The sequence below is a fragment of the Deltaproteobacteria bacterium genome (assembly GCA_016219225.1).
Taxonomy (GTDB): Bacteria; Desulfobacterota; RBG-13-43-22; order RBG-13-43-22; family RBG-13-43-22; genus RBG-13-43-22.
Genome location: JACRBX010000224.1, coordinates 13351 through 27242, shown reverse-complemented (window position 1 = coordinate 27242; position 13892 = coordinate 13351). Strand labels below are relative to the sequence as shown.

At 50.7% G+C, this 13892-nt stretch carries 11 protein-coding genes; all 11 read right to left on the bottom strand.

Annotated elements, in window-relative coordinates; genetic code table 11:
* Nucleotides 1-6 precede the first annotated feature (6 nt).
* Nucleotides 7-1419 (bottom strand): type I glutamate--ammonia ligase, encoded by a 1413-nt coding sequence (gene glnA, locus HY879_18880; GenBank protein ID MBI5605403.1) that lies wholly within the window; start codon nt 1417-1419, stop codon nt 7-9.
* Nucleotides 1420-1432: 13 nt separating this feature from the next.
* Nucleotides 1433-4021 (bottom strand): [protein-PII] uridylyltransferase, encoded by a 2589-nt coding sequence (gene glnD, locus HY879_18875; protein MBI5605402.1) that lies wholly within the window; start codon nt 4019-4021, stop codon nt 1433-1435.
* A gap of 285 nt (nt 4022-4306) precedes the next feature.
* Nucleotides 4307-4648: a P-II family nitrogen regulator gene (locus tag HY879_18870; GenBank protein MBI5605401.1), complete on the bottom strand. Its 342-nt coding sequence runs from the start codon at nt 4646-4648 to the stop codon at nt 4307-4309.
* A 203-nt stretch (nt 4649-4851) separates the two neighbouring features.
* Nucleotides 4852-5580 (bottom strand): gamma-glutamyl-gamma-aminobutyrate hydrolase family protein, encoded by a 729-nt coding sequence (locus HY879_18865; protein MBI5605400.1) that lies wholly within the window; start codon nt 5578-5580, stop codon nt 4852-4854.
* A 215-nt stretch (nt 5581-5795) separates the two neighbouring features.
* On the bottom strand, nt 5796-6134 hold the full coding sequence (locus tag HY879_18860) for a P-II family nitrogen regulator (GenBank protein ID MBI5605399.1): 339 nt from the start codon (nt 6132-6134) through the stop codon (nt 5796-5798).
* An 11-nt stretch (nt 6135-6145) separates the two neighbouring features.
* Nucleotides 6146-7375, bottom strand: a complete 1230-nt coding sequence (locus HY879_18855; protein ID MBI5605398.1) for an ammonium transporter — start codon at nt 7373-7375, stop codon at nt 6146-6148.
* 280 nt (nt 7376-7655) lie between these two features.
* Nucleotides 7656-9290 carry an ammonium transporter gene (locus HY879_18850; protein MBI5605397.1) on the bottom strand — a complete coding sequence of 545 codons (1635 nt, stop codon included), beginning with the start codon at nt 9288-9290 and terminating at the stop codon, nt 7656-7658.
* Nucleotides 9291-9410: 120 nt separating this feature from the next.
* Nucleotides 9411-10556 carry a porin gene (locus HY879_18845; GenBank protein MBI5605396.1) on the bottom strand — a complete coding sequence of 382 codons (1146 nt, stop codon included), beginning with the start codon at nt 10554-10556 and terminating at the stop codon, nt 9411-9413.
* Between the two features lie 571 nt (nt 10557-11127).
* Nucleotides 11128-11676 carry a pyridoxamine 5'-phosphate oxidase family protein gene (locus HY879_18840; GenBank protein MBI5605395.1) on the bottom strand — a complete coding sequence of 183 codons (549 nt, stop codon included), beginning with the start codon at nt 11674-11676 and terminating at the stop codon, nt 11128-11130.
* 96 nt (nt 11677-11772) lie between these two features.
* Complete coding sequence (locus HY879_18835; GenBank protein ID MBI5605394.1) at nt 11773-12081, bottom strand: (2Fe-2S) ferredoxin domain-containing protein; 309 nt, start codon at nt 12079-12081, stop codon at nt 11773-11775.
* 441 nt (nt 12082-12522) lie between these two features.
* Nucleotides 12523-13782, bottom strand: coding sequence for a nitrogenase cofactor biosynthesis protein NifB (gene nifB, locus HY879_18830; GenBank protein MBI5605393.1), 1260 nt, complete (start codon nt 13780-13782; stop codon nt 12523-12525).
* Nucleotides 13783-13892 lie beyond the last annotated feature (110 nt).

Below are 13892 nucleotides of genomic sequence, written 5' to 3'. Positions count from 1 at the left end.
TTTTTTTTAAATATCAAAGTACAGCATGAATTCATGCGGATGGGGCCGCAGCCGTACGGGATTGACTTCCGCCTCGGTCTTATACTCGATCCATTTTTCAATGACATCCGGGGTGAAGACATCCCCGCGAAGCAGGAATTCATGGTCTTCTTTAAGGGCATTTAAGGACTCTTCCAAAGAACCCGGGGCCGAAGGGACATTGGCTAATTCTTCCGGGCTCAGACCGTAGATATCCTTATCCAGCGGTTCTCCGGGGTCGATCCGGTTTTCGATGCCGTCAATGACCGCCATCAATACGGCCGAAAAGGCCATGTAGCCGTTGCAGGAGGGGTCCGGGGTCCGGAATTCCAACCGCTTGGCCTTGGGAGAGGCCGAATACATGGGGATGCGGATGGCGGCACTGCGGTTCCGGCTGGAATAGGCCAGATTTACCGGGGCCTCAAATCCGGGGACCAATCGTTTATAGGAATTGGTGGTCGGATTGCAAAAGGCGCACAAGGCCCGGGCATGCTTTAAGATGCCGCCGGCCCCATAAAGGGCCTCCTGGCTCAACCCGGCATATTTATCACCGGCGAAGAGCGGTTTTCCGCCTTTCCAGAGGCTGACATGGGTGTGCATGCCGGAGCCGTTATCGGCGAATAAAGGCTTGGGCATAAAGGTGACGGTCTTGTTATTTTTCTTGGCCACATTTTTCAAGACGTATTTAAACCACATAAGCTGGTCACCCATCTGGACCAGGGGCCGGAATTTCATGTCGATTTCCGCCTGGCCGGCCGTGGCCACCTCATGATGCTGGGCCTCGATCTCGATCCCTAATTGCTCCAGGACCATGACCATATCGGTTCGCAGGTCCTGCTGGCTGTCAGTCGGGGAGACCGGGAAATAGCCTTCCTTGTGCCTCGGTTTGTAGCCCAGGTTGGGAGATTCCACCCGGCCGCTGTTCCAGATTCCTTCTACCGAGTCGATCTCGTAAAAGGCAAAATTGGCGCCGCCGTCAAAACGGATATCGTCAAAAATAAAAAATTCCGCTTCAGGGCCGAAAAAGGCCGTATCGGCCAGACCGGTAAACTTCAAATAGTTTTCCGCCTTGCGGGCGATATTCCTGGGGTCCCGGCTATAAGCCTCTTTGGTAATGGGGTCGACGATATTACAGATCAGGCTCATGGTCGGAATAGCCATAAAGGGATCCATGACCGCCGTATCCGGATCAGGGATAACCAGCATGTCACTGGCATGTATGGGCTGCCAGCCCCGGATGCTCGAACCGTCAAAGCCGAAGCCGCCTTCAAAGGAATCCTCGTCCAGCTCGTGCAGGGGTACGCTGAAATGCTGCCAGATTCCCGGGAAATCCAAAAATTTTAAATCCACCATCTTGGTTTTGTTTTTCTGGGCAAAGGCCAGTACTTCTTTGGGTGTCATTAGTCCTTCCTCCTTATTGTGTTTTTAGGGCAAATATAATTGCCTTCTGTATTTCTTCTATCCGTTCCTGGTCATAAATCTTCTGACCATCCAAATCGGTTACATAAAAGACATCCACCACCTGGTCCACCTTGGTGGAAATTTTGGCAAAATGAATATTCAACTCGCTCTCCGAAAGGGTCTTGGTAATAGTATAAAGCAAACCCAGGCGGTCATGGGTATAAATTTCCAGAATCGTATAAAAATCCGAACCATGATTGTCGATCAGGACCCGGTTCTCCGAAACCATGATGGGGACCGGGGAGATCAGGAGGGTCGGTTTTTTCTGGGCCAGCCGGTAATCCAGGGACAGTTTCCCGTCAATGGCCTTGGATAATTGTTCATAAACCCGGTCCCAGGTCTCCTCTTCAAACAAAGGGTCCAGCGGAGGGTTGACCTGGAAAATATCCAGGGCGATCTTATCCGACCGGGTAAAAATCTGGGCCCCCAGGATATTGATATTATTTAAAGCCAAAACTCCGGTCAGCCGCGAAAAGAGTCCCGGCCGGTCATGACAGCAAATAAAAATTTCATAGATCTCTTCTTTCTTTTCCACCTGCCAGAGGAAGGGTTTTCCGTCCAATTGGCGCAACAGCCGCAGGTGGTTGGCAATCGATTCCGGAGACAGGGAAAGGAGATAGGAATGGGGCATCCCTTCCAGAAAGATCAAGGCCTCCTTGGAGGGGATCTCCTTTTCCACCAATTCCAATACCTGGCGCCTGGAAGACTCCAGAGCTTCACCGGAGGACAGTTCTCCTTTTTCAAGGATATGAAGGAGCTTAAAAAACAATTCCCGGAGCAGCATGGATTTCCAGTTATTCCAGGCCTGATGGCTGGTCGCCAGGGAATCGGCATAACTGAGCAGATAGAGCATTTTCAGGGTTTGAGAATCGGGGATTAACTGGGCACAGCGCACAATCAGGTCTTCATCGTTCAAATCCCGGCGCAGGGCCGTCTCGACCAGCAGGAGATGATGCCTGATCAGAAAGGCGATCGTTTGGCCGGTTTGGGCCGGAAGCTTAAGCCTTTCGGCGATCCTGGGGATCATCAGGGCCCCTTGCTGGGCATGATTCTTACCCTGGCCTTTGCCGATGTCATGCAACAGACAGGCCAGGAAAAGGGCCGGAAGATCCTGGACCTCGGCCCAGATTTCAGAAAGTAACGGTTCCTCTTTAGCCGATAAACCCTGGCCGACCCTTTTTAACTCCACCAGGGTCAGGATCAGATGAATATCCACGGTATAGACATGGTAGGTATCAAACTGGGTCCGGCAGACGGTGGCCTCAAGCTCCGGAAGGTAGGTGGTCAATAACCCGGTCTGCAACATGGTTTCCAATAATTCCCGTGTCATCTTCAAATCGCCGATGATCTCCAGGAATAACCGGCTGACTGCTTCGGACTTTTGGAATTTTTCATCGGCCAAGAATAGACACTGCTTGATCAGGCGGATGGTTTCCTGGCTCAAAATGGCCTCTTGGTTCAGGGCATACCAGAAAATCTTCATCAGGAGGGACGGATTGTCCGTCAGGACCTTGGCCGAATCCAAATAGAGCCGGCCGCCTTCCAGATAAATCCCGGGTTCCAGGATTTCCCGGTGTTTCTCCCCCCTTTGCCGGCGCTCGGCCATATGCTCAAAGAAGTTTTGATGAATGATCCGGATGCCCTGCAGGTGCTGATAAACCTCCTGCATGAAAACTTCGACGGGCAGGATATCGCCTTTGGCTTTGGTCCCCGACCATTCGACCATGGCTTCCTGAAATTCGAAAGAGAGCCGGTCATCTTTCCGGCCGGCCAGATAATGCAACTGATTGCGGAGCCGAAGGAGATAGTCATGGGAACCGGAAAGGATCATCCGATCCTCGCCGGACAGGAGGCCGATCTTTTCTAAGGAATATAAATCAGGGGCTTCGAAAAGGGCCTTGCCGATCCAGAGCAGGACATGGATATCCCGGAGTCCCCCGAGGCCCTCCTTTAAATGGGGTTCCAGAAAAAAGGCCGAATCGCCATAACGCAGGTGCCGTTTTTCCTGTTCCTTGAGGAGCCATTCCTGCCAGAGAAGGCCCTGCCCTTGTTTGATGAGGCCCCAAATCTCCGATTGGAGGGCCTGGGCCAAAGGAATGCTGCCGGTAATCCGTCTGGCATCCAATAAGGCGGTTAGGAAGGAAGGGTCCGAACAGGCCATCTCGGTACACTCTTTAAAGGACTGTACCGTATACCCCAAATCATAGCCCACATCCCAGAGGGGATAGAGGATCTTCCGGATGACCTCCTTGATTTGGGGGGCAATGGTATCGGAACAGAGAAAAAGCAGGTCGATATCGGAAAAGGGGGCCAGTTCTTTCCGGCCATATCCTCCCAGCCCTAACACCACACAGGCCTGTCCCCCCCCTTCCAGTCCTAAAGAGGCCCGGGCCTCCATGCTGCTAAAAACCGAGATGATAAAGACGTCGATAAAGGAGGCATGCCAGGCGGCGACGGCCAAACCGGCCTCGCCCTGGTCATGACGCTCCTTCAGTTTCTGTCGCTGTTCGGTGAGATATTTTTTATGAAGGGGTTCTGACATTACTCGTTGCTCGTTACTGGTTACTGGTTGCTCGTTACTCGTTTCTCGGTGCGCGTTACGGATTGCTGGATACCGGTTTGCTGTGAAAAATAACTATGATGAATTCGTAAAAAGTCTTCGAAACCCGCATTACGTCATTCCGGCGAAAGCCGGAATCCAGTGTTTTTAGTAGGTTGGAATTTCCTGGACCCCGGCCTGCGCCGGGGTGACGAGTTTTTACGAGATCCTCAACTATGGGTTTTTAAAAAACGAGTAACGAGTAACCAGTAACGAGTAACCTGTTTTCTAAATCGCTTCTTTCCCCTGCTCGCCGGTCCGGATGCGGATGACGTCTTCCACCGGGAAAACGAAAATTTTCCCATCCCCGATCTTTCCGGTTTTGGCGGCTTTTTGTATGGCCTCGATGACCTTACCGGCCAAATCCTGATCGACCACGATTTCGATTTTGACCTTCGGTAGAAAGTCGATCACATATTCGGCCCCCCGATAGACTTCCGTATGCCCTTTTTGCCGGCCGAATCCTTTGACTTCGGTAATGGTCATGCCCTTGATCCCTAATTCATTCAAGGCGTCTTTGACTTCGTCCAATTTAAAGGGTTTGATAATAGCCTCTATTTTTTTTAGCATCCGATCCTCCCCTAAAAATATTTAACCCTCAGCCCTGACTCAAATGGCTCATCCGATTATCTGCAACGGTTATGCCATAAACAGCCTCTTTATTTTGTATGCATTTTCAGCAAGTTATAAAAAAAGAGGGGCCGTTTCTCTAATAAATATTACATTTTTGCAATAAGTTAAAATAATTTTATTCCAAAAATGTATAGTATATATTACCCTAAACAGCCCTTTTCTACAAGCGATAAATAACCGGAGAAAAAACGGTAGGCCTGGGCTTGCAGACGGTCCAGATAGATTTGGGCATCTTCGTAGATTTCCCTGGCCGTCAGCGGCTGGGGTTTGGCCTCCTTGATTTCATCCGCCCAACTGGACAACCAGGTTTCCAGCATAGGCTGGGTCATCTCCAGGTGAAATTGCAAGCCGTAGGTTAAGTCTCCTATCCGGAAAGCTTGATTCGGATAGGCCATGTTCCCGGCCAGACCAATACCTTCCGTAGGCAGGTCAAAGGTCTCCCCATGCCATTGAAAAACCAAAAAATAAGGATCAAACTGCTTAAATATGCGGTCGGACCTGGCTGAAGGGGTTTGGCTGAGCCAGTACCAGCCGATTTCCTTATGGGGCCCGCGATAGACACTGGCCCCCAGGGCCTTGGCCATAAGCTGGGCCCCGAGACAGATCCCTAAAACCGGGTGTCCGATCTTGAGTGCCCGCCGGATAAAGGGGATTTCCGTTTTTAAAAAGGGATAATCCTCTTCATCGTTGGCACTCATGGGACCTCCCAGGACCAGGGTCATCCCGAAGGGTTTTATCGAAGGGGGCAGAGGAGACCCGGAAAACAGGGGCAGGACCTCTAATTCCCATCCCTGTTCCAGTAAGATCTCCTCAAAAAGTCCCCCCCGTTCTTCCTGGGTATGCTGCAATATGAGAGCGGTCTTTGACATAGGCCTATGTTTGAAAATACGGACTTATAAAAAGTTCGTAAGCGCTCATTCTCGTCATTCCCGTGGAAACGGGAATCCAGTGTTTTTAGATAATCACTAAAAGTCTGGATTCCCGCCTGCGCCCTCCGGGGTGTAGTCCCCTCTACGGGACGGAATCGGAATGACGGGTTTTTACGAGCTCATCAATGCTTATACCTTCTTATACCTTGATCTTATTAAATTGCCGCCGAACCCGTCTCGCCGGTTCGAATACGGACCACTTCTTCAACCGGAAGGACAAAAATCTTACCGTCTCCGATCTTCCCGGTGCGGGCCGATTCCTGCAAGGCCTTAAGGACCGGGGGAACCTGAGAATCGTCCAGGACCAGCTCCAGTTTTACCTTGGGGATAAAATCGACAACATATTCGGCCCCCCGGTAAATCTCGGTGTGGCCTTTTTGCCGGCCGAAACCCTTTACTTCCGAAATAGTCATCCCTTTGACGTCTAATCGCTGCAAGGCCTCCTTGATTTCATCCAATTTGAAGGGCTTAATAATTGCTTCAATCTTCTTCATATCACTACCTCCTAAAGGTTATAACCTACTTCACTGTGTTGACTGAGGTCCAGACCGGCTTCCTCGTCTTCGTGTTCTACTCGCAGGCCCATGGTCCAATCCAGTACCTTAAGAATAATAATGGTTACTACAAAGGAATAGACCAGGGTTACCAGAACCGCTATGAGCTGGGTCCCGAACAGGGCCGGATTGCCGAAAAATAATCCGTTATTTCCGGCTTCGTTGACGGCCTTGCTGGCAAATAGACCGGTTGCCAGAGCCCCGAAGGTCCCGCCGACCCCATGGACCCCAACCACGTCCAGGGCATCGTCATAGCCCATTTTGTGTTTTAAAAATATGGCGAAATAACAAAGCACTCCGGCTGCCAACCCGATAATCAAGGCCGAAATCGGCCCGACAAAACCGGCGGCCGGTGTTATGGCCACCAGTCCGGCTACACAACCGCTGGCCGCCCCTAAAGTCGTGGGTTTGCCGCGATACATCCATTCGGTACAAACCCAGGATAAGGTAGCCGCCGCGGCAGCGATGTGGGTGGCCGTAAAGGCCGAAGCCGCCAATCCATTGGCAGCCAGGGCACTGCCGGCATTAAAACCGAACCATCCGAACCAGAGGATGGCCGCCCCCATAATCGTCATAGGCAGGTTGTGGGGATGAAACGGTTCATGCCCATAACCTTTGCGTTTACCGATTACCAGGGCCGCGGCCAAAGCCGCGATCCCGGAATTGATGTGCACTACCGTCCCTCCGGCAAAATCCAGGGCGCCGAGATTCCGGATCCACCCGCCGATTCCCCAGACCCAGTGGGCCACCGGGTTATAAACCAGGGTGCACCAGAGCAGGGTAAAGATTACAAAAGTGGAAAACTTGATCCGCTCGGCAAAAGTCCCGGTGATCAAGGCCGGAGTAATGACGGCAAACATCATTTGAAAGATCATAAAGGTTTGATGCGGAATGGTTGCGGCATAATCCTTAAAAGGCGTTGTGCCGACTCCGGATAGACCGAACCAGTCCAGACTGCCGATGATTCCTCCCAGGTCAGGGCCAAAGGCATTACTGTACCCCCAGAGGACCCACTCGACCGTTACCAAACCCAGGATAAAAAAGCTGTGCATGATGGTCCCCAGGACATTCTTGCTCCGAACCATCCCCCCGTAAAAAAGGGCCAGTCCCGGGGTCATGAACATGACCAAAGCGGCCGATACTAAAATGAAAGCCGTGTCTCCTGTGTTAATTGCATCCATGTCTCTCTCCTCCTCAATAATAGAAATTTCATAAACCCTTGCCTATTACTAAGGCACGAAACATGCCAAAGACCATATTTTCTATTTTTGCTATGATTACAATATATTATAAAAATATTCCGTTTGGTCTGTTTTTATAATATATTCCAAAAATGTAACTCTTAAAATTTAATTTAACAATTTTGTCTTTTAGGATTCGGGTCTTTTCCAACCCGGGACCTCATTCCCGCTTCAATGAAGCCCCGGGTTCATAGCAGTTATCTTAAAGTCATCCATTGGACTAACGATGAACCTTACGGATATTAAAATCCGGATAAGCGGTAACCGCCACTTCATGTTGATCCAATCCCTCCATTTCCTGATCGGCCGGTACTCTCAGGGGGATGATCTTGTCCAGTATCTTAAAAAAGACAAACATGGCGACAAAGACAAAAATCATATTGGTCAGGGTCCCGACGATCTGGGCACCGAACTGGGTGGCATCCCCGTAAAAAAGTCCTTTTACCGCACCGGGCACCCCATTCAAGCCATCCCCATAGGTGCCGTCGGCAAAGAGCCCCAGGGCCAAGACCCCCCAGGCCCCATTGGCGCCATGGACGGATATGGCCCCCACGGGATCATCCACTTTCAAGGTCCGTTCTATGAAAAACACACTCCAGCAGACTATCAGGCCCGCTACCAACCCGATGATTACGGCCGATACGGAGTTGACAAAGGCACAGGGTGCCGTGATAGCCACCAGGCCGGCCAGCAAACCGTTGGCCGACATGGAGATGTCGGGTTTTCCAAACCGCAACCACATATACAACATAGAAGAAAAGGCAGCCGCAGAGCCAGCCAGCATGGTATTGACGGCGATAACCCCGATGCGCAAGTCCCCGCCGGCCAAGGTTGAGCCGGCATTAAATCCGAACCAGCCGAACGCCAGGATAAAGACACCGACTATGGCCATGGGGATATGGTGGCCCGGCATGGCATTAGGGGTTCCATCAGCCTTGAATTTTCCGATTCTCGGCCCAAGGACTATGGCCCCGGCCAGGGCGGCCATGCCTCCGGTCATATGGACCACCGATGATCCGGCAAAATCCAAGTGCCCGTGCCCCAGTCCGAAATTTTTCCCCAATTGGGACAACCAGCCACCGCCCCAGACCCAGTTGGCAAAGAGGGGATAAATCAGGGCCGAGATAAAAAATCCATAGATGATAAAGGACTTGAAGGTCCAACGTTCGGCCATGGCCCCGGTAGGAATCGTGGCCGTCGTGTCCATAAAGACCATCTGGAAAAGAAAGACGGAAAAAATGACCGCATCATAGGTTACTCCGGAAAGGAAAAAACCATTGGTCCCGAACAATCCGAAATCTTTTCCAAACAGACTGATCGTAAACTCATTATTTAAAGTGGCCGCACCCCCCAGGGTGGCCACACCGCCGACCCCGCCCATTTGCAGGGCAAAACCCATAACCCAGTAACCGAGCATCCCGATAACATAGACCATGAAGTTCATAGCCATGGTGTGACCGGCATTTTTGGCCTGGGTAAAACCGGTTTCAGCCATGGCAAATCCGGCCTGCATAAACATGACCAGAAAGCCGCAGATCAGGGTCCAGACCATATTAATGGCGATCCGGTTATGACCGACCACATCGGCTAATTTTGCGGCCAGGGGTTCGTTGGTGGCCAGTTTTTTCAGGTCGTCTGCCGTCGGTGCACCCGCTGAAGCGCCGACCACATCAGCCGCCCCCCCGGTATTTGCACCGGATGGGTCCGGCTTGGGTGCAGGGGCCGGTGCCGGAGCAGCCGCCGGAGCCGTCGGAGCAGCTTGAGCCGGGGCGGCCTGTTGAGCTTTATCGGCTACCTCCGCGGCCGGTTTTTCCTCAGCCAGGCTGAGCCCTTCCCAATATAAGGCCCCGATCATTACGACCAGGCCGATCATGATAAAAATAAGTAATGTTTTTCTTTTCATTGCTTCCTCCTCAGAGGTTCTCCGGGGTGTCAAAAAAGAGCTTCCCCCCGGAGAACCGAATTAAAATTTTGATTACCAGGTATACATAACCCCCAGGGCGATGGTATGTTGATTTTTATCCTTGCCACCGTTGAAACTACTCTGTTCCGACCAGTCATAGCGGTATTCAGGCCTGAGGATCAATCCTTTGGCTAACCGGAATTCCGGAGTAAAGGTTATTTCCTTGAGCGTTTGGGCCGTTCCGGTCCTGACGCCGTCCCGGTCATTGAAAAACTCACCCCGCAAGGTGAGGCTGAAAAGATCACTGAAATCATATTTGACGTATCCCGCTACCCCGTACCATTTCGAATCCGCACCATTGGCATTGGGGTCCTTCTGCTCCGTAGCGTAATCGGTGTTCAGAACAAAACTCAAATTCTTGACAGGCTTGATGGTACCCACCCAGTCGAAGAGGAACCGGTTGTTGCTGTTTTCGCTCCTCTGCTCCGGCCCGTACATAAAATTGAAATTCATGGCTAATTGTTCTATGGGTGTCCAGCCAAAACTGAGCCCAAAAGTCTTACCCGTGTTGTTATCATCGGTATTGTCCCATCCATTGATAACGTGAAAATTGGCCGTAAAGGTATCCGAAAAAGGATAGCTGACCATCAGCCCCGTGTGGGTAAAGGGTATGGCATAGTTAAATAAAAACGACCGGGAATAGTTAAGGTTGTCCCTGGCCTCGATGACCTCGGCCCCATGATAGGTGACAAACTTCCCCAGAGTAAACTTCAATCCTTTGCCCAGAGGGGCATTGTACTGGAGAAAGGCCTCGGTCAGGTCAAAGGCGTCGGTATCGGCCGGGGCCTGTCCGTCTTTGACACCCAACCCTCGGGAGTGGATGAACTTGGCCGTCTCACCGGCAGAGACCTTCAGTTTGTAGCCCATTCCCCCCACCGGGGCATCTTTCACAAACTGGAGCTGGGCCAGATCCAGAGTGAAGCTGTTGGCCTTATGGTCAAAGACCCTCAATTCATTCTCCTGGGAATCGGGGTTCCTGAAGTTATAGGTATAGCCCCCCTGAAGATAGATGCTCATCCCCAGCAGTTCTTTTAATTGATCCACCGTCATAGCCGCCGGCTTGGCGGCCTCTGGTTTGGCTTCCTCGGCCATAGCCGTTAGACTAAGGCCCAAAAACATAAAAACTGCCATGGTCACACTCAACAATCTCTTTTTCATTCTCTTTTTCCTTTCTTCTTTTAGTTCTTGATAAATGTTTGGTTTCCGGATCCAACCAATCTTGTCTTTAAGTTAAAGCAGGATCTGTGCCAACAGGCTTCTATAATATTTTTTTAATGTTATTTTAATAGGTTAATCTGAATTGTCGGATACTGACGGTATCCAAACAATACTACAAAATTGTTAATTTTTTAATATTTTTTTCAATTTTGTTATTATTTATGAAACCATTAAAAGTCAAAAACTGTCTATTTTTATTATTCGGGCGGAAAAATTGGGAATCCAGTGTTTCTATGATTTGGTTCCTGGACTTTTTCCGAGATTATCAATATTGGATGGTCTCGTAAAAACTCGTCATTCCCGCGAAGGCGGGAATCCAGGGAATATATAACTAATTAAAAACACTGGATTCCCGTTTTCACGGGAATGACGAAAATGGGCGTCTCCAGACTTCCAAATAACTTAGCTTTTTTATTGCCAGGTTATTTTCTGATACAGCGCCGCAATGCGGCGTTTCATAGCTTTTTACGAACTTGTCAAATATCGACTCTCCCAAAGAAACCTGATCCATTCAGCGCTCCAGGGCAAGTGCATCCGGAAACAAGCTTTTTCCTTCCAAAAAAGCCAGCACGGCCTCCCGTTCCTTTTCCTTGCCAAGATCCTCTTTGCCCGTCATTTCCTCAATGTCGATCCGGACGACGGCCGTCAAGGCCAGATTATCTTTCGGAAGGGCGCTATAACCGCCTTGGGGCTGGTATTTTTTCATCAGTCCTTCCAAAGCCCGGGTTCGCTCTTCTCTCTCACTAACGATCCGGGCCCGTCCCTTGATCATGATGCTGCGATAAAGATAATCAGCATTACAAGGGATGCCGGTACTTTTCACATAAGTGATGGGCAGGTCTATCTCGAAACAGACCCGGCTGTCCCTTTTGATGTCTTCCATCTTCTCGCCTTCCCGTGCCGAATGAAAGTAGATCCTTCCCTCAAGGTATACAAAATTGAGAGGTTTTATCCTGGGATAGCCGTCTTGTCCCGAGGTGCCCAACCTTCCGACCAGGGACTTGGAAAGAAGCTCGACAATAACACTCTGATCTTTTATTTCTTTCTTGCCTACGCGCATATAAACCCTCCTCTTTAATATTTTAAATTTTCTCAGCGATCAGGGGAATAATGCCTTTACCGTATTTTGCTATGGGGGAAAAGGGTATTTTATCAATTAGCTGATCATATAAGCTCCGGCAGGTTTTCCATCTTCCAGGGCGTCGATAATTTCATCAATATCCGACTCGCCTTCAATCTTTCCATACCACCAGTTTTCAGGATAAATCACCATGGAAGGTCCTGTTTCACAGACCTTGAGACATCCGGTGCTGGAGACCACCACCTCCGTTAAACCCCGGTCCGAAAGCTCCTGCTCCAGATACTGGAGCAATCCTTGGGAATTTTTTTTATGACAGATCCCCTGGGGATCCCCTTTGACCCTGAAACTGGCACAAACAAAGATATGATGTTTCGGTTTTTTCATTTTTTTCCCTCCGTTCGTTAAGCGCCTATTGCTGATACATCGACAAAATTTTGCCGATCAAGTAGCTATATTCCTGTAGGGTGGGGGCAGCAAAGCGTAACCCACCAATAATTAAAACAAAGTAGAGATAAAAACCTCATTAACCGGTGGGTTCCGTTATCACTTCACCCACCCAACATTTTGCTATGTAAAAACGCGTCATTCCCGCGCAGGCGGGAATCCAGGCCATCCTTAACTATCAAGAACACCGGATTCCCGTTTTCACGGGAATGACGGAAATGCGCTATCGATGACTTTTTAAAAATTCATTCGACGCAAAAATTGGGTTTCTCCGAACTCTAAACTCCAAACTTTCTTCCGCCGAACGCTTAACGCCGAACGTTTTTCTCATTCGCACCCGCGTCTCACACTCCGCACTCCGAACTCCACACTTTCCTTCCCTCACCCGCACCCCGTACCGCTGCCGCTGCATTGCAGACCGATCCCGCACCGTCCCGGTGTGCGTAGAAGTATCCTGGGGATTTCCTGGCCGGTAAGGACCGCCTCTACCCCTTCCTGGACCAGCCCTTCCATAACGACAATCCGTATATCGGCCCGTTCCAGGGCCTGCTGCGGGGAAGGTCCGATACCGCTTACCAGAACGGTATTACAATCATGTAACACGTTGATCATCACCTGCCAGCGGTTATCCCCGACCCCCGGGGACGGTGTGAATCGACGTTCGACCAGTTCGGGTTTCCCCTCTCCCATTCCGAATATCCAAAGTTCACCCGCTTCACCGAGATGCTGGTTGACAAAGATGCCTTCCCGGCTGGCCACCGCCACATAGGGCCTTTTGGCAGTAACCTGGGATCCCGAGGCCTTTTTCAGCAATTGCCTGATCTCCTCGGATTGCCCCTCCCCGATTAAACCGGCGGCATCAGCCCGGCAGCGGCTGCAGTGGCCCATCTGGGGCAGGTAGACCTTTACTTTTTCCCTTAAGGCCTTTATCTTCTCTCCCGAAGGGGGGGTAAGGCTGGCGAAGGGGGTTCCGGCCACATGATAAAGGGGTATGCAATTCATAATATCGGCTTTCAACTCCGCCATGCGTTTGGCGATCTCCACAACGTGTTCATCATTGATGCCGGGGATGACGACCGTGTTGATCTTGACAATGACCCCTTTTTCTTTGAGCTTGGCAATGCCTTCAAGCTGTTTTTGAAGGATAATGCGGGCCGCATCCAGGCCACGGTAAACCCTCTTGTCCACCCTGGCCCAGGCATAGATCCGGCGGCTTATTTCCGGGTCCACGGCATTGACGGTGACGGTCACGTGGCTGATCTTCAAGGCCTCGATCTCATCGACATATTGGGCCAGTTCCAGACCGTTGGTGGCCAGACAGAGCATCATTTCAGGATGCCGTTCCCGCACCAGCCGCAAGGTCTTCATGGTTTCCACCCCGTTGGCAAAAGGATCGCCGGGTCCGGCAATCCCGACGACGGCGATGTTTTTGATTTTTTCCAAAACCGCGTCTAAATAATCGGCCGCTTGCCGTGGCCTAAGAACAGTACTGGTCACACCGGGCCGGGATTCGTTGACGCATTCGAAATCGCGGTTGCAATAATTGCACTGCATATTACATTTCGGCGCCACGGGCAGATGGATCCTGCCATACTTGTGCTTGGCCCCTGCGCTGAAACAGGGATGATGTTCAAGATTCATAACGGCCTCCTTAAAGAACAGAAACAACGTTCGGCGTTCGGCGAACCCCCTTCCTTAGATCCCCTCAGGAAATTGGGTTTTTAAAATTCCGAAATCCGAAATCCAAAATC

Bases quoted from the DNA above. Each gene is read 5' to 3' on its own strand.
- HY879_18845 (MBI5605396.1), bottom strand. From the start codon at position 10,556: ATGAAAAAGAGATTGTTGAGTGTGACCATGGCAGTTTTTATGTTTTTG.
- HY879_18870 (MBI5605401.1), bottom strand. From the start codon at position 4,648: ATGCTAAAAAAAATAGAGGCTATTATCAAACCCTTTAAATTGGACGAA.
- nifB (MBI5605393.1), bottom strand. From the start codon at position 13,782: ATGAATCTTGAACATCATCCCTGTTTCAGCGCAGGGGCCAAGCACAAG.
- glnA (MBI5605403.1), bottom strand. From the start codon at position 1,419: ATGACACCCAAAGAAGTACTGGCCTTTGCCCAGAAAAACAAAACCAAG.
- glnD (MBI5605402.1), bottom strand. From the start codon at position 4,021: ATGTCAGAACCCCTTCATAAAAAATATCTCACCGAACAGCGACAGAAA.
- HY879_18835 (MBI5605394.1), bottom strand. From the start codon at position 12,081: ATGAAAAAACCGAAACATCATATCTTTGTTTGTGCCAGTTTCAGGGTC.
- HY879_18865 (MBI5605400.1), bottom strand. From the start codon at position 5,580: ATGTCAAAGACCGCTCTCATATTGCAGCATACCCAGGAAGAACGGGGG.
- HY879_18840 (MBI5605395.1), bottom strand. From the start codon at position 11,676: ATGCGCGTAGGCAAGAAAGAAATAAAAGATCAGAGTGTTATTGTCGAG.
- HY879_18855 (MBI5605398.1), bottom strand. From the start codon at position 7,375: ATGGATGCAATTAACACAGGAGACACGGCTTTCATTTTAGTATCGGCC.
- HY879_18850 (MBI5605397.1), bottom strand. From the start codon at position 9,290: ATGATCGGGGCCTTATATTGGGAAGGGCTCAGCCTGGCTGAGGAAAAA.
- HY879_18860 (MBI5605399.1), bottom strand. From the start codon at position 6,134: ATGAAGAAGATTGAAGCAATTATTAAGCCCTTCAAATTGGATGAAATC.